The 19,435-nt window shown below is 67.4% G+C and carries 16 protein-coding genes and 1 pseudogene; 5 read left to right on the top strand and 12 right to left on the bottom strand.

Going from position 1 to position 19,435, the window contains the following annotated elements; genetic code table 11:
• Nucleotides 1-144 precede the first annotated feature (144 nt).
• On the top strand, nucleotides 145-885 hold the full coding sequence (locus WS87_RS27030; protein ID WP_059532572.1) for a response regulator: 741 nt from the start codon (nucleotides 145-147) through the stop codon (nucleotides 883-885).
• Nucleotides 882-2,204 carry an ATP-binding protein gene (locus WS87_RS27025; protein WP_059818548.1) on the top strand — a complete coding sequence of 441 codons (1,323 nt, stop codon included), beginning with the start codon at nucleotides 882-884 and terminating at the stop codon, nucleotides 2,202-2,204. The genes WS87_RS27030 and WS87_RS27025 overlap by 4 nt, the downstream gene beginning before the upstream one ends.
• A 60-nt stretch (nucleotides 2,205-2,264) precedes the next feature.
• Here the strand turns inward: WS87_RS27025 and WS87_RS27020 are convergent, their stop codons facing one another.
• The 4 genes from WS87_RS27020 to WS87_RS27005 form a co-directional block, all read right to left on the bottom strand.
• Nucleotides 2,265-2,876, bottom strand: coding sequence for an alpha/beta fold hydrolase (locus tag WS87_RS27020; RefSeq protein ID WP_059818549.1), 612 nt, complete (start codon nucleotides 2,874-2,876; stop codon nucleotides 2,265-2,267).
• A 53-nt stretch (nucleotides 2,877-2,929) separates the two neighbouring features.
• Complete coding sequence (locus WS87_RS27015; protein ID WP_059818569.1) at nucleotides 2,930-3,664, bottom strand: metallophosphoesterase family protein; 735 nt, start codon at nucleotides 3,662-3,664, stop codon at nucleotides 2,930-2,932.
• 97 nt (nucleotides 3,665-3,761) lie between these two features.
• Nucleotides 3,762-4,298, bottom strand: coding sequence for a GNAT family N-acetyltransferase (locus WS87_RS27010; protein WP_059818550.1), 537 nt, complete (start codon nucleotides 4,296-4,298; stop codon nucleotides 3,762-3,764).
• A 42-nt stretch (nucleotides 4,299-4,340) separates the two neighbouring features.
• Nucleotides 4,341-4,973, bottom strand: a complete 633-nt coding sequence (locus tag WS87_RS27005; RefSeq protein WP_059532553.1) for a LysE family translocator — start codon at nucleotides 4,971-4,973, stop codon at nucleotides 4,341-4,343.
• A 314-nt stretch (nucleotides 4,974-5,287) separates the two neighbouring features.
• Between WS87_RS27005 and WS87_RS26995 the strand changes: the two genes are divergently transcribed.
• Nucleotides 5,288-6,481: a porin gene (locus WS87_RS26995; protein ID WP_059818551.1), complete on the top strand. Its 1,194-nt coding sequence runs from the start codon at nucleotides 5,288-5,290 to the stop codon at nucleotides 6,479-6,481.
• 591 nt (nucleotides 6,482-7,072) lie between these two features.
• Nucleotides 7,073-8,995, top strand: a complete 1,923-nt coding sequence (locus WS87_RS26990) for an SMP-30/gluconolactonase/LRE family protein (protein WP_059818552.1) — start codon at nucleotides 7,073-7,075, stop codon at nucleotides 8,993-8,995.
• Between the two features lie 34 nt (nucleotides 8,996-9,029).
• On the opposite strand, the pseudogene WS87_RS26985 reads toward WS87_RS26990, so the two are convergent.
• From WS87_RS26985 to WS87_RS26955, 7 genes and pseudogenes are all read right to left on the bottom strand, one after another.
• A pseudogene (locus WS87_RS26985) lies at nucleotides 9,030-9,353 on the bottom strand (c-type cytochrome); the annotation flags it as partial.
• Nucleotides 9,354-9,666: 313 nt separating this feature from the next.
• Nucleotides 9,667-11,853 carry a TonB-dependent siderophore receptor gene (locus WS87_RS26980; protein WP_059818553.1) on the bottom strand — a complete coding sequence of 729 codons (2,187 nt, stop codon included), beginning with the start codon at nucleotides 11,851-11,853 and terminating at the stop codon, nucleotides 9,667-9,669.
• Nucleotides 11,854-12,089: 236 nt separating this feature from the next.
• Nucleotides 12,090-13,184: a porin gene (locus WS87_RS26975; RefSeq protein ID WP_059818554.1), complete on the bottom strand. Its 1,095-nt coding sequence runs from the start codon at nucleotides 13,182-13,184 to the stop codon at nucleotides 12,090-12,092.
• 102 nt (nucleotides 13,185-13,286) lie between these two features.
• On the bottom strand, nucleotides 13,287-14,630 hold the full coding sequence (locus tag WS87_RS26970) for an MFS transporter (RefSeq protein WP_059818555.1): 1,344 nt from the start codon (nucleotides 14,628-14,630) through the stop codon (nucleotides 13,287-13,289).
• Between the two features lie 119 nt (nucleotides 14,631-14,749).
• Nucleotides 14,750-15,811 carry an aromatic ring-hydroxylating dioxygenase subunit alpha gene (locus WS87_RS26965; protein WP_059818556.1) on the bottom strand — a complete coding sequence of 354 codons (1,062 nt, stop codon included), beginning with the start codon at nucleotides 15,809-15,811 and terminating at the stop codon, nucleotides 14,750-14,752.
• A 56-nt stretch (nucleotides 15,812-15,867) separates the two neighbouring features.
• The gene (locus WS87_RS26960) at nucleotides 15,868-16,833 is read right to left on the bottom strand and encodes a PDR/VanB family oxidoreductase (RefSeq protein WP_059818557.1); all 966 of its coding nucleotides are present in this window, start codon (nucleotides 16,831-16,833) and stop codon (nucleotides 15,868-15,870) included.
• Nucleotides 16,830-17,909: an aromatic ring-hydroxylating oxygenase subunit alpha gene (locus tag WS87_RS26955; protein ID WP_059818570.1), complete on the bottom strand. Its 1,080-nt coding sequence runs from the start codon at nucleotides 17,907-17,909 to the stop codon at nucleotides 16,830-16,832. Before WS87_RS26955 ends, WS87_RS26960 begins: the two co-directional genes overlap by 4 nt.
• Before the next feature lie 198 nt (nucleotides 17,910-18,107).
• On the opposite strand from WS87_RS26955, the gene WS87_RS26950 reads away from it, so the two are divergent.
• Nucleotides 18,108-18,596, top strand: a complete 489-nt coding sequence (locus WS87_RS26950) for a MarR family winged helix-turn-helix transcriptional regulator (RefSeq protein WP_059818571.1) — start codon at nucleotides 18,108-18,110, stop codon at nucleotides 18,594-18,596.
• A gap of 72 nt (nucleotides 18,597-18,668) precedes the next feature.
• On the opposite strand, the gene WS87_RS26945 is transcribed toward WS87_RS26950, so the two are convergent.
• Nucleotides 18,669-19,415 (bottom strand): TetR/AcrR family transcriptional regulator, encoded by a 747-nt coding sequence (locus tag WS87_RS26945; RefSeq protein WP_059818558.1) that lies wholly within the window; start codon nucleotides 19,413-19,415, stop codon nucleotides 18,669-18,671.
• Nucleotides 19,416-19,435 lie beyond the last annotated feature (20 nt).

The raw sequence follows: 19,435 nt of genomic DNA, 5'->3' as shown, positions 1-19,435 counted from the left end.
TCTGCGGTGTGTCCGGCAAGCCGCGCGTGTGCAATGTTGTGTGTCGTCACGGCGGCGCGATACATTGGGATACAAACGCGCGTCCGCGGTGCGGTATAAAAGCGGACATCACCAGCCGGAACATCACGCCAACGACATCGACTCATGGACAAGATCGACCACGTACTGATCGTCGACGACGATCGCGCGATCCGCGAACTGATCGCGGACTATCTGGAGAAGAACGGCATGCGCGTGTCGCTCGCCGCGAACGGCCGCGAGATGCGCAACGCGCTCGACGACGGCGCGCCCGACCTGATCGTGCTCGATCTGATGATGCCCGGCGAGGACGGCCTCACGCTGTGTCGCGACCTGCGCGCGGGCAAGTTCCGGACGGTGCCGGTGCTGATGCTGACCGCGCGCGGCGAGGAAACCGACCGCATCATCGGCCTCGAGATGGGCGCCGACGACTATCTCGCGAAGCCGTTCGCGGTGCGCGAACTGCTCGCGCGGATCCGCTCCGTGCTGCGCCGCGCGCGCATGCTGCCGCCCGGCATGCAGGTGACGGAGACGGCCGCGATGCTCGCGTTCGGCGAATGGCGGCTCGATACGACGGGGCGTCACCTGCTCGACACCGAAGGCACGCTGGTCGCGTTGAGCGGCGCCGAGTACCGGCTGCTGCGGGTGTTCCTCGACAATCCGCAGCGCGTGCTGACGCGCGACCAGTTGCTCAACCTCACGCAGGGCCGGCAGTCCGATCCGTTCGACCGGTCGATCGACCTGCTCGTGAGCCGGCTGCGGCAGCGTCTGCGCGACGGCGCGCGCGAGCCGCGCTACATCAAGACGCTGCGCAACGAGGGCTACGTATTCTCGTCGGCGGTGACCGCGGTCGAAGGCGACGCATGAACACGCGCACCCTGTGGCACTGGCCGCGCTCGCTGTTCGCGCGGCTCGCGCTGATCCTGTGCGTGGGCCTCGCGCTCGCGCAGACGCTGTCGTTCTGGCTCACCGTGACCGAGCGCGACCAGGCGACCACCAACCTGATGATGGGCTACATCGAGCGCGAGGTCGCGAGCTCGGTCGCGCTGCTCGACCACCTGCCGCCCGATCAGCGCGCCGCGTGGCTGCCGCGTCTCGCGCGGCGCAGCTACGCGTTCATCCTCGGGCCGGGCGAGACGGGCACGCCGCCGGAGGCGCGGCTCTCGGCGCGCGTCGAGCGTTCGATCTCGGACGGCATCGGCGGCGATTACCCGCTGACCGCGAACGCGCTCCCCGGCGATCGCGAGCATCTGCAAGTGCATCTGCGCCTGACCGACGGCTCGCCGCTGACGATCGACATCCATCCGATGTCGACGGTGCCCCTGTCGGGCTGGCTGCCGGTCGTGCTCGCGCTGCAGCTCGCGGTGCTCGCCGCATGCTGCTGGCTCGCGGTGCGGCTCGCGACGCGGCCGCTGAAGCAGCTCGCGCAGGCGGCCGACGCGCTCGGCCCCGACCTGAAGGGCGAACGCTTGAACGAGGACGGCCCGTCCGAAGTCGCGCGCGCGGCCCGCGCGTTCAACGCGATGCAGGACCGCATCGCGCAGTACATGGCCGAGCGTATGCAGATCCTCGCGTCGATCTCGCACGATTTGCAGACGCCGATCACGCGGATGCGGCTGCGCGTCGACGTGATGGACGACGACGCGCAGGGCGCGAAGCTGCGCCAGGACCTGCTCGAGATGGAGCATCTGGTGAAGGAAGGCGTCGCGTATGCGCGCACGCTGCACGGCACGGAAGAGGCCGCGCGCCGCATCGATCTCGACGCACTGCTCGACAGCATCGTGTGCGACTACACGGATGCGGGGCAGGACGTCGCGCTGCACAGCGGCGGGCCGCTCGCGCTCGTCACGCGGCCGAAGGCGCTGCGCCGGATCGTCGGCAACCTCGTCGACAACGCGCTGAAGTTCGCGGGCACGGCCGAGATCGACGTGCAGGCGGCACCGGGCGGCGGCGCGGTCATTGCGGTGCTCGATCGCGGGCCCGGCATTCCGGACGATCAGCTCGACGCGGTGTTCGAACCGTTCCGGCGCGTGGAGACGTCGCGCAACCGCGAGACGGGCGGCACGGGGCTCGGCCTCGCGATCGCACGTCAGCTCGCGCTCGCGATGGGCGGCACGCTGACGTTGCGCAACCGGCCGGACGGCGGCGGGCTCGAAGCGCGGTTGACGCTGGCGAACGCTGCGTAATGGAACGCCGCGTGATGCGGCGTCAAGGGCATTGCGGGCTGCGAGTCGAAGCGGCCCGCGTCACACGCGCTGCAAATGCGCGTCGACAAGCGGTGCAAGCGTATCCGCATGCACCGCCGCGAGATCGTGGCGGCCGCCCGGCACCACATGCAGCTGCGCATCGGGCAGCCGTTCGAGCAGGCGCCGCCCGGCCGCGACCGGACTGATCGGATCGTCGTCACCCCACAGCAGGAGCGTCGGCTGCGCGATGCGGCCGAGGTCATGCGACAGGTCCGCGCGAAACGTCAGGAACCAGTCGGGCAACAGCGGGTTCGCTTCCGCGAAGCCGGCGCGCCAGTCGTGCGCGCCGAGCCCCTGCATGTCGAGGCCGCCGGACGTGACCGTCAGCACCAGATGCGTGACGAGCGGCGCACGTTCGAGCGCCGCGCGCATCGCGATCACGCCGCCCATCGATTGCGCGATCACGGCGGTCGGCCGGTCGATCGCGGTTAGCACATGGCGCACGAGGCCGTCGAAGTCGTCGATGGTCGGATCGCGCGGCGTGTCGCCGAAGCCCGGATAGGCGACGATCCGTCGCGCGGCCGGATGTGCGAGGCGGCTCGCGAGCGGTTGCCAGAACGCGGTGCTGCCCGACGCACCGGGCAGGAAAAGCAGTTGCGATGGAACGGGCATGACGGGCTGGTTTTCCGGGGAGCGAAGCGGGTTGAACGAGGCGTGACGCTGCGTCAGCACCGGCCGGTGCGCAGCGCGACGGTCCAGTCGTCGCGGCCGCGCGATGCCGCGGTGGCGGCGGCCGTATGCCAGTCGTATTCGACCGCATGGAACTCGGCGTGCCAGCCGGCCGGCGAGCGCGACACCATCGCATAGCGCGCATGTGGCGAACCGGTTTCGATCCGGTGCGGATGCGGAAGATCGTCCATGTAAGCCTGCAGCCCGACGCTGCCCGGGTTGACGATCACACGGCCGTCGTCGAGCTTCGCGATGCGCGGCACATGCGTGTGGCCGCACAGGATCAGCGACGCCGGCGCGTCGCCCGCGCGCTGCGCGATTTCATCGGGCGTCGCCGCGCGGCAGCCGTCGGGCGTTACCGTTTCGAGGAAATAGACGAGGTCGCTGGCGGGCGTGCCGTGCACCATCAGCACGTCGTCGCCGAGCGTCAGGCGCTCGGGCAGCGCGGCGATCCACGCGCGATGGTCGTCGCGCAGCGTGTCGTGCGCCCAGCGGTCGGACAGCCGCATCGCGTCGCGATCGCCGGTGAGCAGTTGCCGTTCGTGGTTGCCCTTGATGGTCGGCAGGTCGAGCGCGATCAGGCGGTCGGCCGTGTCGGCGGGATGGAGTGCGCCCGACACGATGTCGCCGAGGTTGACGATCACGTCGGCGCCGCGGCGGCGCACGTCGTCGAGCACCGCGTCGAGCGCGGCGAGGTTGCCGTGGATGTCGGACAGCGCGGCGATTTTCATGATGAGCAAGTCGAGGCGAGGAACGGCGATTGTCGCGAATTCGACGCGGATCGTCCAATTGCATCGATGGCGGGACACGCGCGACGCGCGGCGAGTGTCAGTCGGTCGCGATGCGCGCGTACATCGCGAAATCGCCCGGCACGCCGCGCACCATCCGGAACGCGCGCAACAACCCTTCGTAGCGGTAGCCACATTTCTGCAGGACGCGCGCGGAGCCGGCGTTGCTGGACAGCACGACGCCCTGGATGCGCATGAAGCCACCTTCGGCGAACGCCCACGCGGTGACGCTCGCGCACAGCGCGCTCGCGATGCCGCGCCCCCAGTGCGACGGCGCGAGGTCGTACGCGATCTCGGCCGAGCGGTTCGCGGTGGATACCGTATGCAGTCCGATCGTCCCTGTGAGCGCGCCCGACGCGTCGTCGACGATCGCGAGACGGCGGATCGAATCCGGATGAGTCGACTCGATGCCGTCGAACAGCGGCAGCAGATCGTCGCGCGCATGCAGGTTCCAGCTCGTGTGGCGGACGACGTCGTGTTTCGACAGGTACGCGTACCACGCGTCGAGATCCGCGCGGTCGAGCTGCCGGAGCGACAGGCCGGGGAAACCGGAGCGGGGCGGCGCGGCGATCCTCATCGCGCACCCGCCACGCACGATGCGGCGTGCATGCCGACGCGCCTACGCGGCATGACGCCGGTACAGCGCGAGCGAACCGGCCAGGGCGAGCAGCATCGCGCCGCACGTGCGTTCGAGCCAAAGCGCGCCCGAGCGCTTCAGCAGCCGCACCGCGCGAGCGCCGAGCAGCGCGTAGCCGAACATCACTGCCCCATCGAGCAGCGCGAACGTGACCGCGAGCGCGACGTATTGCGGCGCGAGCGGCGCGGACGGATCGAGGAACTGCGGCAGGAATGCGGAGAAGAACAGATAGCCCTTGGGATTGGTCACCGCAGTCAGGAAGCTCTTCGCGAAGATCGACGCGTTGCGTCCGTGCGCCGCGCCGCCATGCGCGACGGCGACGTCGAGCGAGCCCTTCGACGTGAGCAGCCGGATGCCGACATACGCGAGATAGGCGGCGCCCAGCCATTTCACCACCGAGAACCAGAATGCCGACGCCATCAGCAGCGCGCCGAGGCCGAGCGCGACCGCGACGATCAGCGCGAAGTCGGACAGCATCGCGCCGGCGAAACCGTAGGCCGCGCGGCGCACGCCGTAGCGCGAGCCGTTGGTCAGTGCGAGCAGCACGGTCGGGCCGGGCGTCGCGATTCCGACGAACGCGACGGCGGCGAAGATCAGCAAGGTCGTTTGATGCATGCCGAAGGCTCCCTGTGCAAGGCGGGTGCTCGATTATCGGGCGCACGTCGTCGCGCTGTACAGCGGCGTTCGATGCGCCAGCGATTATCTCGATTCTCGCAAGAAATTGTTTTCATCATTGCGCTGTCGACGGGAACCGGTTCCAACTACCATGGCGGCCGTGGCGGGCATGCTCGCCGCGACGTCGCGCGCGCGTATCGCACGCGTGCGTTCCCGTATGCGGCCGCGGCCGGCCTCGCATGCCGGCGGATCTCCCGACCGCATACGCTACTCGCATAGAACAACGGGTTCACCGCCCGGAGACGCTAATAATCATGAACAAGCAACTGATGGCAGCCCCGCTGCTGCTCTCGCTCGCGGGCATCGCATCCGCGCAAAGCTCCGTCACGCTGTACGGCATCGTCGACGCGGGCGTTACGTATCGCAGCAACGACCGGGTCGGCTCGCCGGGCGCCTATACCGGGCATTCGAACGTCGGCCTGACCACCGGCAACCTGTCCGGCAGCCGCTGGGGCATCAAGGGTTCCGAGGATCTCGGCGGCGGGATGCGCGCGCTGTTCGTGCTCGAGAACGGCTTCGACATCACCAACGGCACATCGGGCCAGGGCGGTCGCCAGTTCGGCCGGCAGGCCTTCGTCGGCGTCGGCAGCACCCGTTACGGCACGGTCACGCTCGGCCGCCAGTACACGTCGCTCGACGACTTCGTGAGCCCGGTCGGCCCGTCGTCGTTCATCGGCGGCTTCGGCGCGCACCCGGGCGACATCGACGATCTCGACCAGACCGCGCGCGTCGACAGTTCGATCAAGTACACGAGCGCGAACTACTCGGGCTTCACGTTCGGCGCGCTGTACGGCTTCGGCAGCCAGCCGGGCAGCATGAAGCAGCGCAACACGTGGAGCGTCGGCGCGGCATATGCGGCAGGGCCGCTGCGCGTGGGCGTCGGCTACGAGCGTTCGGACAACAGCAAGACGGGCGCGACCGACCCGACGGCCGGCAAGTGGCGAAGCACCGACGACGGCCTGTTCAACTCGTCGATCAACGAAGGCTATGCGAGCGCGCAGTCGCAGCAGATCATCGCGACCGGCGCGACGTACGACTTCGGCCCGGCCGTGGTCGGCGTGAACTACAGCAACGTGCAGTACCGCAGCGGTGCTCAGTCGCTGTTCAACGGCCACGCGACCTTCAACGTCGCGGGCGTGTTCACGCGCTGGAACGTGCAGCCGCAGACGCAACTGTTCGCGGGCTACAGCTACACGCGCGGCAGTGACGTCGACGGCATCGACAACCGCGCGCAGTATCACAACGTCACGCTCGGCGCGGTCTACGACCTGTCGAAGCGCACCAGCGTGTACCTGCTCGGCGCGTACCAGCATGCGTCCGGCACGACGCTCGACGCGCTCGGCCGGCCGGTGGCCGCGACCGCGTCGGTGTCGGACAAGGCGAACGGCCACTCGTCCGACTCGCGGTCGCAGGCGATCGTCAGCCTCGGCCTGCGCCAGAAGTTCTGACGTCACGCGCATGACCGGCGGCCCGCGTTCAATGCGGGGCCGCCGGTTGCGTGGCCCGTTGCTCATCGATGTCTGTTCCGCCGGCAGCGTGTGATCGCCATCGTCGATGCGCTGCCATCGCTGCGCGCATCGCTCGTCGCCGCACTCGCGGGACATCTTTCCCCTCATCCGCATCTTCATCGGCAACGGCACTCCGCCGCACATCGCCTTATTTCATATATTCACGACTTTTCCGGCAATACAGCGTGCGCCGGATAATATTTTTTCTCTTTCATTTTAATTTCGATTTGTAATCATTGAATCGCTTTGCCGGAAATGGGAATTCAATGCATGTAAATCAGAAAAAATGACGCGTCCGTATTGGGCGATTCGGAATTAAGTGCCGGAAAGCGCGAATCGCGAGAGCGCCGCCGGGGCGTAGATTTGCGATACGACACCCGGAGCGGCGAGTCTTCAGTCAGCCGGTGTCGCGCGGTCAAAGAACGTAATGAATCATTCGCGGCGCAATTGAACCGGTTTTTGAAAAAATCACCAATATTTCATACGCGGCGAATTAGAGTGTCGAAAAACGATCGTCCGGGAGCATCATTCATGTTATCGAAACAAATTCGCGCGGCATTGCTTGGATTGTGCATGGCAATGCTGGCGCCGGTCGGTCACGCACAAGCGCAATACACGACGGACTGGCTTGCGAACACGTTCGGCACGCTCGCCGCGCACGTCGGCAACGGTGCGCGCTCGCTGTGGGTCGCGCCCGAGGGCGTGATCTATACGGCGTCGCGCTGGGACGAGAACGCGGGCGGCGTCGCGATCTACCAGAATGGGCAGACGCTCGGCACGATCGGCATCCATGACGAATTCCAGGGTGGTGCGATCACCGGCAACGCGAACTCGCTGTTCGTCGCGCTCGGCTACAACCGCACGTTCGGCAGCGGCTCGGTCGGCCGCTACAACCGCAGCACGAACCAGCGCGATCTGCGCATTCCCGTCAGCACGTGGACGGGCATCCAGTACGCGGACGTGATCACGGGCCTCGCGACGACCGGCAACCTGCTGTACGTGAGCGACTTCTACGGCAACCGCGTGCGCGTCTATACGACGGACGGCGTGTGGCAGCGCGACATCGGCGTGTCGGGCCCCGGCGCGCTGGCGCTCGATGCGGCCGGCAACCTGTGGGTCGCGCGCAAGAGCGCGGGCGTCGTCGCGCAGTTCAGCCCGACGGGCACGGCGATGAGCACGATCCAGATGGCGGCCCGTGCGCGGCCGGCGTCGCTGTATTTCGATGCGCCGAGCGGGCAGTTGCTGGTGGGCGACGAAGGCCCCGACATGAACATCAAGATCTACGCGCTCGTGGGCCAGCCCGTGCAGCTCGGCACGTTCGGCGTGCAGGGCGGCTACCTCGACACGATCTCGGGCATCAAGGGGCAGGTCGGCGACAAGCGCTTCACGCGCGTCGCCGGCATCGGCAAGGATGCGGCCGGCAACCTGTACGTGCTGAACAACGCGTGGGGCGGCGGCTGGGATCTCGGGCGTAACGGCAGCACCGACCTTCATTCGTACGGCCCGACGGGCGCGCTGCAATGGAAACTGCAGGCGCTGAACTTCGAGGGCGCCGCCGCGCCCGATCCGGCGACCGACGGCGCATTCTTCTACAGCGGCAACAACGTATACACCGGCACCGCGGGCGGCACGTTCGTCGCGAACACGGTTGATCCGTTCAGCTATCCGAAGGACCCGCGCCTCGACATGAACGACTACCAGCGCGGCCAGCATTTCGGCCAGCTCGCGCTGGTGAACGGCACCCGGATGCTCGTCGCAACCGGGCAGAACCCAGGCAACTACAACATCTATCACTTCAACGGCGCGAACGGCTACATCGCGATTCCGGACGGCTCGATTCCCGGCAAGCCGTTCAACACGACGCTGCAGGTCACGGCCGGTTTCGCGCTCGACGACAACGGCGACGTGTGGGCCGGGCTCGATCGCACCAACAACATTTCGCACTATCCGATGACGGGTTTCGACGCGACCGGCAAACCGACGTGGGGCAAGCCGGTGCAGATCCCGATTCCGCGCACCGTGCTGCCGCTCACGCGAATCATCTACCAGGCCGACAGCGACACGATGATCCTCGCGCAAGGCATCGCGGGCACCTGGGACTGGACCGCGATGAACGGGCACATCGAGGTCTATCGCGGCTGGAAGGCCGGTAACACGAGCACGCCGAACGTCGCGATCAACCTGACGAGCGCGAATCCGAAATCGATGGCGGCGGCCGGCCACTACCTGTTCGTCGGCTACGTGCACACGGTGCCGAACGTCGACGTGTTCGACCTCAACACCGGCAGCCTCGTGACCACGCTGACGAACTCGAACACGTCGGCGATGGACGTCGGCAATGACGTCGACTCGATGTACGGCATTCGCGCTTACTTGCGCTCGACCGGCGAGTATGTGATCACGAAGGACAACTACAACGGGTCGAGCGTCGTCGTGTATCGCTGGCATCCGTGATCTTGCATGCCGCGCCGTTCGGGCTGGCCGGGTCTCATGGCGTGCCGAGCACGCGGCCGTTCACCCTCGCGCCCGTACATCGAGTCGGGCGTGTCGTGGAATTTCGCGTGGGTGTCCTGGACAGAGCCGGTGAAACGCGGGTCCTGCGGGCGCTCGTGACTGTCCATGAAGGTCGCGACGTCCCACGCTTCCTGATCGGTCAGCGTGCCGCCGAGCCCGAGCGGCATGTTGGCCTTCACGAAGCCGGCGCGTTGCGGATGTCGCCCATCCCCGCGCCCCAGTTGAACGAGCGCGCGCCCCAGAGCGCCGGAAAGACCGGCTTGCCGCCGCTCGATTGCCCCTGGTCGTCCGCGCCCGTCGTCGTGCCCTGGGTGGCGATGGTCTTGCCGAGTGCGATGTCGTCCGCGTGGGCATTGCCGGCGAGCAGTGCCGCGCATCCCGGTCGGACATCGAACTCTCCCATATCGTTTTTGTGGGGGCGTGGTGCATCGCCGTGTCGCGGCGATGCGTCGCCATCGCGTAGCCAGTCTAGAGGCGCGCGATCGACAGCGGAAATCGCGATATCGGATGGGAGATATTCGAGGGTCCGATGATTGGCGGAAACGACGAGGCCGCGCGGCGCCGACGTGTGCGGCACTGCGCGGCCTTCGTCAGCCTGCTGCGAAGGTGCGTCAGAACGACACGGTCGTCGTCAGCGTGACGAGCCGCGGCTCGCCGACGGCGACGATCAGATTGCTGTTGCTCGACGGATAGTAGGTCTTGTCGAGCAGATTCTTCACATTGAGCTGGATGCGTGTCGGGAACTTGCCGATCGTCGTTTCATAGGCCGCGAATGCGTCGACGGTCACGTAGCCGGGCAGCGTGAAGCTGTTCGCGGTGTCGCCGGGCCGCGCGCCGACGAGCCGCGCGCCGCCGCCGAAGCGCCAGCGTCCGGGCAGGTTCGCGATCGCCGTGTCGTACACCGCGAACAGGCTGCCGGTGTGGCGCGCGACGTTGACGAGCGGTGTGTTGCTGTCGCGGTCGTTCGCGTTCGTGTACGCGTAGCTGCCGATCAGGCTCAGATGGCGCGTGAGCTGCCCCGCGACGTCGAGTTCGATCCCGCGCGAGCGCGCGGTGCCGATCGTCGACGTGATGTCGCCGACCGTGACCGCGACGTTGCGCTTGTCGATCTGGTAGGCCGCGAGCGTGCCGGTGATGCCGGGTTTCAGGCTGAACTTCAGGCCGGCTTCCAGCACGCGGCCGAATTCCGGCGCGAGCGGCGCAGCCACGTTCGACGCGACGTTCGGCTTGAACGAGCGGCTCACGTTCGCATAGGCGGTCAGCGACGGCGTGAGCGCATAGGCGAGCCCGAACTGCGGCAGCCACACGTTGCCGTGCGAGCGGTCGGCGAACACGAACGGCCGCCCCATCCCCGATTCTTGCTGCCAGTCCTCCCAGCGCAGCCCGCCGACCGCGGTAAGCCGGTCGGTGATCTTCACGGAGTCCTGCACGATCATCGAGTACGTGTGCACCTTCGAAAGCGAATCGCTCTGCTTCGTGCTGACCGCGCCGCCGGGCGCGAGCAGGCCGTAGACGGGATCGTAGAGATTGAAGCCCTTGGTCGCGGCGCCGCGGATCGTGTCGCCGCGGAAGCTGCGCTGGCGCTCGTATTCGCCGCCGATGTAAAGCGCGTGGTTCATCCCCGCGAGCGTCAGGTTGCCGAGCAGGCCGAGCGTCGCGATCTGGTCGGAGTCGTTGCGCCCGAGGTTCGCGTCGGACGTGCGCGACAGCGCGCCGGTCGTGGCGTTGAAGGCGGTCGCGCGGGTGATGTATTGATCGTAGCGGTCGCGGCCCCAGCCGTAGGTCGCGCGCACGCGCCATGCGTCGGAGAGGCGGTGCTCGATGCGCGCGCGCAGCGTTTCCTGGATCCCGCCGCTTTGCGCCCACGCTTCCTCGTAGCGGCGATAGCGCAGCGCATCGTCGGGGCGGCCGTTCACGAGCACGGTGCCGCGATCGAACGGCATCGTGTAGTCGACATACTGGTAGCTGACGTCGATCGACGTGTTCGCGTCGTGCCATGAAAGCGCGGGCGCGATCAGCGCGTTGCGTTCGCGGCCGAAGCTGCGCCAGTAGCGGCTCGTATCGTATTCGCCGGTGAGCCGGAACGCGAGCGTGCCGCCCGCGACCTGGCCTGGCTTGCCGAGCGGACCGGTCAGGTCGAACTGCGCGCTGCTGCCGCCGTGGCTCGTGCGCGAGGCCGAGATCGAGCCGCCGAACGTTTCTTCCGGCTTGCGCGTGACGAGGTTGATCACGCCGCCCGGGTCCTGCATCCCATACAGCAGCGAAGCGGGGCCCTTCAGCACTTCGACGCGGTCGATCGTCGCGAGATAGCTGTGCAGCACCGGTGTGCGCACGCCGTCGACGAGCACGGAGCCGTCGTTGTTCGAGCCGAAGCCGCGCTTGATGAACGCGTCGCGCGTGCCGCCGAGCGTGTTGGTCTGCGTCACGCCGCTGATGTTGCCGAGCACGTCGTCGAGCGAGCGCGCCTGCTGATCCTGCATCACGCTGCTGCTGACCACGGCGACCGATTGCGGAATCTCCTTGAGCGGACGATCGTCGCCGCCGGCGACGCTGCTGGTGCGCGGCTGGTAGCCGACGGTCGGATCGGCGGCCGCCGATGCGCTGACGCTGATCGTCGGCAGTTCGCGTTCGGGCGGCGCGGGCGTCGACGACGGCGAGGACGTGGCCGGCGAAGCCGTGGCGGCAGGTTCAGCATCCGCATGCGCGCCGCTTGCGACGCAAAGAGTGATCAGGGCAGGCAGGCTCGCGCGCCACGGACGCAAGGTCCGCGCGCGGCGGGGCAGTCGACGGGATGGCATGAATCGATGAATGGACGGCGTGCTAAGGATGAAGGCGCGGGCCGCGGCGCTTCACTGATTCGCCGCGGCAGGACGCGCATAATATACGTAATGAGAATCGTTTGCAATTGCAATGAGGCCGATGCGGACCGGCCATCGCGATTACCGGGCCGCAGGCCGTCTGCTGCCGTAGCGGCCAAAATTCCTGTCACGTCGCGTGCAGCGCGACGTCGCGCTCGACGAGCGGTGTCCGGCAATCAGAACTTCTGCTGGATGCCGGCCATCACGCCGAGCTGATTCATCCCGGTGCCGACCGTCCCGCCCGCGGCGACCGCGTTCGCGGCCAGCGTGCTGTTGAACATGTAGCCCACCGACGTATAGACGGTCGTCCGCTTCGACAGGAAATAGTTCGCTCGGCCGACGAAGAGCGTGGCGTTCGTGCCGCCTTCGCCGTTTTCTCGGCGTTGCAGGTAGCGCACGCCCTGCAGGTCGAGCGCGAGGTAGGGTGTCGCGTAGTACGTGCCGCCGGCGAACACGATGTCGGCCTGCAGGTGTGCGGCCGCCGCGAGATTGCGGCGGATCCAGCCCGCGCCGAGTTTCGCGGGGCCGATCTTCACGTAGCCGGCGACGATGTCGCGCGTGTCGGTGTACGCCGGATTGTTCAGCGGCGCGAGCGCGCCGCCGCCGCCGCGCATCACGTCGTGCGATGCGGCGAGCCCGAAATTGCTCGCGTCATAGGCGAGCATCGCCGTGTATTGGCGGCAGGCGACGATGTCGCCGGGCACTTGTCCCGCGCAGCCCGTCGCGGACGGTCCCGCCGGCCCGGCCGCGTCGCGGCCGAAGCTGTAGGTCGCGCCGAGCGTCACGCCGTGGAACGTGCCCTTGTAGCCGATCGCGTTGTCGCTGCGCGCGTTCGGCAGATACGAGTCGAAATCGGCCATCGAATGAATCGACGGACCGATCACGTCGGCATTGGTCAGCACGATCATCGACATGTTCATCTGTCGGCCGAGGGTCAGCGTGCCGAAGGGGCTGTTCACGCCCACGTTCGCTTGCCGCCCGAACAGACGCCCGCCGTAGTTCAGCGCACCGGTGCCGGGCTGGAAGCCGTTTTCGAGCACGAAGAAGGCCTGATAGCCGCCGCCGAGATCCTCCGTGCCGCGCAGGCCCCAGCGTGACGGCACCTCGCCGGTCAGCGTCGGCATGCCGGTGAACGATCCGCCGCGCGCGGCGTTGTTGTAGTAGGACACGCCGGTATCGATGATCCCGTACAGCGTGACGCTGCTTTGCGCACAGGCCGGTCCGGCCAGCGCCATCGCCGTCGCGAATGCGACGCCCAATTTCGTTTTCATGGCTGTCTCCAAACAGTATGTAGATATACTTATCGATTTTTCTAATGCCCCGGACATGTCCGGGATGCCGACGGGTATCGGCAGGGCCGCGTGCGGCGCGCGTTACGAGATCGCCGGATCGTGCTGCCGCTTCGGTGCCGCGGCGCGCGCGCCCGCCACTGCGACGGCGATCGCCGCGCCAGCCATCGGCACGAGGAACGCCAGATAGAGATGGGGCACGGACCAGCCGTCGTCGAGTAGCGCACCGACCGTCATCGGCGACAGGATCGCACCGAGGCGACCGATGCCGACCGCGAGGCCGATGCCGGTCGTGCGGATCTCGGCGGGGTAGGGTGTCGGCGACAACGCATACATGCCGGCCACGCACGCATTGATCACGGCACCGAGGAACACCGCGACGGTCATCCCGATGCCGAGCGAGCCGGTGTTCGCGCCGAACAGTACCATCAGCGCGCCGCCAAGCAGCAGCGTCGCGCCCAGCAGGTTGCGCAGGCCGAACCGGGTCGACAGCAGGCTGAAGAGCGACGCGCCCGCGATGCCGCCGAGGTTGAGCAGCACGCCACCGGTCACGCCCTGCGATGCCGACAGGCCGGCCTGGACCAGCAGCTTCGGCGTCCAGCTCACGACGAAATAAAAGCTGCCCATCACGAGAAAGAACGCGATCCACAGTGCGATCGTGCGGCGCGCGAGCGGTGCGCGCAGCACGGCCGTCCAGCTCGACGCGGGACGCGTCGTGTCGATGGACGCCGTCACGGCCGGCAGCGCGTCGATGGGCGCGCGCTTCATTCTCGCGAGGATGCGGTTGATTTTCTGCAGCGCGTCGTCCGGCCGCCGTGCCAGCAGAAAGTCGAGCGATTCCGGCAGCAGTGCGAGCACCATCGGGATTGCCATCAAGGTCAGGATGCCGCCGAACGCGAACACGCTGCGCCATCCCCACGTCGACAGCAGGTAGCCGGCGATGACCCCACCGGCGGTGGCGCCGATCGCGTAGCCGGTCGACTGCATGCCGATCGCAGCGCTGCGCCATTTGTTCGATGCGTATTCGCCGCTGATGACGGTCAGGCTCGCGAGCATGCCGCCGATGCCGAGCCCCGTGTAGGCCCGCGCGATCGCGAGTTGCAGCGTGCTGTGCGTGGCCGCGCAGGCGAGCATCCCGGTCGAGATCACGGCGAGGCAGAGCAGGATGATGCGGCGGCGGCCGACGCGGTCGGCCAGCGGCGCGATCAACACCGAGCCGATGCCCATGCCGGCGAGCCCCGCGCTCAGCAGCAGGCCGATTTCCTTGCCGCTCAGTTTCCACTCCGCGGCCAGGTGCGGCGCGGCAAATGCGATGGCCAGCACGTCGAAGCCGTCGAGCATGTTCAGCACGACGCAGGCCGTGACCGCCATCGTCTGGAACGCGCTCATCGGGGATGCGTCGATCGTATTGCGGATATTTGCACTCACGTCAAAGACCCTTCATAAAAATAGTATGACTAATCGAATGGGAAAAACAGAAGCCGGCGGACAACCGCGGGGGATGCTTGCAGCCACAAGCAGGCGTCGTTCGCGCACCGGCGCGACGGTTACACGGGTTCGGGTTGTTGCAGCAATCGCTCGATCACGCGCCGCGCGCGATTGGGGCCCGCGTCGACGTGAATGTCGATCTGGCGGCCGTCCGGAAACCGCAGTTGGTTCCGGTATTGCGCTTCGATCACGGTCTTGTCCTCGTCGAACGTCGCCGCCGATTGCTCGATGACCGTTTGCGCGACGCGTTCGACGTCGTGTTGCGGATTGGTCGCGATCGTCCAGAAATAGTGCGTCGTGGTGTCCGTCTCCGGCGTGATGCCGTGGAAGCCGCGCATGTGAAAGCCGCCGCGCGCGGGATCGAGCAGGTCGCCGGTGCCGGCGTCCATCGCGCCGGTCCAGATCCGGATATGCGACACGTGGAATTCGATTTCCTGCCAGCGATCGACCCGGCCCGCGAACGGCCACGCGGCCGTGTACGTCGGCGGCGGGTCGGAATCCGGCATCCGGCGCACCAGCGTCACCGTGTCGCCGTCACTGCTGACGCGGGTTTCCGCGCCCATGTGCAGCGGCGCGTTCCCGCCGATCGTTTTCAGGTGGACATAGCCGAGGTGGCTCAGGTCCATGAGGTTGTCGTGAATCAGCTGATACGGCGCGTCGTAATGGTAGTTGCCGCCGCCGAACCGATATCGCGGATCCGTGTGGAACGCATAGCGCGGCGGCGCGCAGGTCGGTTGAGCATGCGCGTCGGCGCCGATCCAGATCCACACGATCGCATCCTGTTCCCACACCGGATACGACGACACACACGCCTTTGCCGGAATCCGGTCCTGCCCGGGAATCTCCACGCAGGTGCCGTCGCGGTCGAACAGCAGGCCGTGATAGCCGCAGCGCAGGCCGCGCGCTTCGAGCGAGCCGCACGACAGCGGCAGCGACTTGTGGCAGCAGCGATCCTCCAGCGCGCCGACTTCCCCGGACGGCATCCGGAACAGCACGACCGGGCGGCCGAGCAGCGTGCGGGCGACGGGTTTGTCCGTCAGTTCGGACGACAGCGCGGCGACCCACCATCGGTCGACCGGGAACTTAGTAGTATTGATCGGTGGCCGGACATGTTGCGCCATTGATCGTCTCCAGTATTGTGATTGGCCGCCGCGTGTCGGGCGGTCCGTCTACAGCTCTACAGGTCGAGTACCAGCAGATCGCTTCGCGATCGCGAGCAGCACGGCATGAACTGGTCGCCGGCCGCCTGTTCCGCCTCCGTCAGATACGAATCGCGATGATCAGGCTCGCCTTCGAGCACGCGCGTCAAGCAGGTGCCGCAGACGCCTTGCTCGCACGACGTGAGCACGTCGATGCCGTTGGCCGCGAGCGCGGCGATGACCGTGCATTCGGCCGGCACGTCGATCACCTTGCCGCTGCTCGCGATGCGGACCTGGAACGCGCGATCCGCGCCGGACGATGCAACCGCGCCGCCGAAAAACTCGTAATGCAGCCGCTCGTCGGCCCAGTTGCGCTGGCGTGCGGCGTTCAGCACCGCGTCCATGAAGCCGCGCGGGCCGCATACGTAGAGGTGGGTGCCGTCAGGCGCCGCGGCGAGCACGGCGGGCAGGTCGAGGCGTTGCGCGGGGTCGCCGTCGTCGACGTGGAAGCGGGCGCGGTCGCGGAACCCGGCCGCGTCGATCCGCTCGACGAAGGCCATGCGATCGGTCGAACGCGCGCAGTAGTGCATGTCGAACGGCGTGCCGGACGAGAACAGCCGTTCCGCCATGCAGAGAATCGGCGTGACGCCGATCCCGCCCGCGATCAACAGGTGGTGCGGGGCGTCGGGCGCGAGCGGAAATTGATTGCGCGGCATGCCGATCCGTACGGTATCGCCTTGCCGGACTTCGTCGTGAATCGCGCGCGACCCGCCGCGGCCCTCGGCATCGCGCAGCACCGCGATCTGGTAGCGATCGCCGTGTTCGGGGTGGTTGCACAGCGAGTACTGGCGCACGAGCCCGCCCGGCAAATACACGTCGATATGCGCGCCGGCGTCGAAGCGCGGCAAGGGCGCCCCGTCATCGCTGACGAATTCGAAGCCGCAGATGTCGCGCGCTTCCTGCCACTTGCGGGCCACCCGGACCGTCAGCGTCGCGGCGCTCATGACGCCTCCTTGATCTGCGCGACCGGAATCACGGGCCGCTGCGGGCTCGACGCGTTTTCGTCGGCGAGCAGCCGCTCGATCACCTTGCGCGACAGCACGCCGCCGGCGTCGATGTTGAGCTTGAGCAGCTTGCGGTCCGGCCACTGCTCGAGGTTGAGTTGCTGGCGCTCGAGCATGTCGAGATCCTCGGCGAAGATCTTGCCCTGGCCTTCGCGGATCTCGGCGGTCAACGCGTGGTCGTCGGGCCGGAAGTTGCGCGCCATCCCCCAGAAATACCAGATCGAGGTGTCCGTCTCCGGCGTGATGAAGTCGACCACGATCGACGACGCCTTCAGCTCGGCCGGCGCGTCGTAACCGCCGTGGCCCGCATGCGCGACGCCCACTTCGATCATCACGTGGCTCGGCGGCGTGAAGCGGCAGATCTGCCAGCGGTCGACCGGCACGTCGTCGGCCAGCCCGTTGCCGCGCAGCGCCATCCGCCAGAACGGCGGCGGCATCACGTTCTCCATGAAGCGGCTCGTGACGACTTCGTCACCGTTGGCGGTCGTCTTCGGCGGTGCTTCGTCGATTTCCTTCTGGCCGATGCTCGTCGCATGCACGTAGGTCTCGTGCGTGAGGTCCATCAGGTTGTCGATCATCAGCCGGTAGTCGCAACGGATGTGATACAGGCCGCCGCCGTGTGCCCAGGCCGGATCTTCGGCCCACTGGAGCGCGGGCAGCTTGTCGGGATCGGCTGCGGACGCGTCGCCGGGCCACACCCAGACGAATCCATACCGCTCGACCGTCGGAAAGCTGCGGATCGGCGGAAAGCCGCCGACGCGCTGGCCCGGCATGCCGGCCGTCTTGCCGTTGCAGCCCATTTCCAGCCCGTGATAGCCGCACACGAGCACGCCGTCGCGCACGAATCCCAGCGACAGCGGCGCGCCGCGGTGCGGGCAGAAGTCCTCGAGCGCGGCGACCCGGCCGTCCGCCGCGCGGTAGAACACCATCGACTCGTTGCAGATCTTGCGGCCGAGCGGCTTGCCGTCGATTTCATCGGGCGTGCACGCCACATACCAAGCGTTCTTGAGAAACACGTTCTTCGTCTCCTTCAGGGCGGTGCCGCCGGTGCGCGGCAATTCTTCATTCCGTGTACTGAATGAGATTCAGTGTACTCATCGAGATTGGCCAGGGCAAGGCGAGCGGTATACTGGTTTTCCCGGGAAATGGCGCGACGCAGCGCCATGCCGTCGGCGCACGCAACGGCGTGCGCCGCCTATGTCATCGACTCATTCATGGAAAAAACGAATCCCGCCGACGCGCCGTCTTTCCCGCTCGACCTGTACGACGAACCCGGGCATCTGATCCGGCGCGCGCACCAGATCGCGGTTGCGATGTTCTACGAGAAGCTGGGCCGGGACGTGACGCCGGTGCAGTACGCGGTCCTGCGGATGCTCTATGAGTGTCCGGGGCTCGATCAGGTGACGCTCGCGCAGCGGGTGGCGCTCGACACGTCGACGACCGCGGACCTAGCGGTCCGGCTCGAAGCAAAAGGATTGATCGTCCGCGAAGTATTGCCGCGGCGTCAGCGGCGCTTGCTGCTGACGCCGGCGGGCGTCGAGCTGCTCACGCACCTGATTCCGTCGGTGAAGGAGCTGCGCGCCGGCCTGTTCGACGGCATGGGGGAGGACGATTCGCGGGAACTGATGCGCCTGTTGCGCAAGTTCGTTCACTTGAACAACGAGCAGAGCCGTGCGCCGCTGCGGGTCGGCGAGGAGTCGTAGCGTCCGAATTCCCCGCGACGGGGGGAACGATGCGGCAACGCGGCGGCAGGCGCTCAGCGTCGCCCCTCGGCGTCACGGGCGTGACGCTTCCCCTTCCAGCCGCCGGACCGCTTCCGCGACTTCGTTCCTGAAGCGCACCAGCGCCGCCTGCTCCGGCGCGGGCGGTTGCACGGCCGCCCACAGCATGTCGATGAGCTGCGTGGCCGTCGTTTCCGTATCGAGCTTGCGGTGCCCGAGGATCGCATCCCACAGCACGTGCTCGATCGGCCCGAACACCATCGAGCGCAGCAGGCTCAGCGGCATGTCGCTGCGCACCTGCCCGGCCGCCTGGCCGCGCGCGAGCACGTCCATCAGCGGCGCCGTGTAGCGGCGCTGCAGCGCGGTGAGCTCGTCGCTCAACGCATGCTGCTTCGCCCGCCCCTCCGACAGCACCAGCGCGCACAGCCCCGTGCCGTTCACCAGCATCAGCCGCAGGTGCGTGCGCACGATGAACGCGAACTGCTGCTGCACCGACGCTTCCTGCGGCATCCCGACTTCGAACGCGGCAATGATTTCGTCATACCAGTCGGCGATCACGCGCGCGCACAGCTCGCGCTTGCCGCGGAAGTAGCTGAACACCGTTGCCTCCGATACGCCGACGCGCTGCGCGATCTCGGCGGCCGTCGCATGCTCGTAACCCTTTTCGGCGAACACTTCACGACCGGCGCGCAGGATGTCCTGCACGCGCTGCTGGGACTTGCGCCCGGCGGGTGCGCGCGACGGCTCGGGGCGGTCGGCTTTGGCGGTGGTGGTCATGGTGTCGGCGGTAGCGGCTGTCATGCCGCCATGATATCTGAGTG

The organism is Burkholderia sp. MSMB0856 (genome assembly GCF_001524645.2).
Lineage (GTDB): Bacteria > Pseudomonadota > Gammaproteobacteria > Burkholderiales > Burkholderiaceae > Burkholderia > Burkholderia diffusa.
Note: the sequence above shows the minus strand (reverse complement) of the source record. Positions and strands in the feature narration are given on the sequence as shown.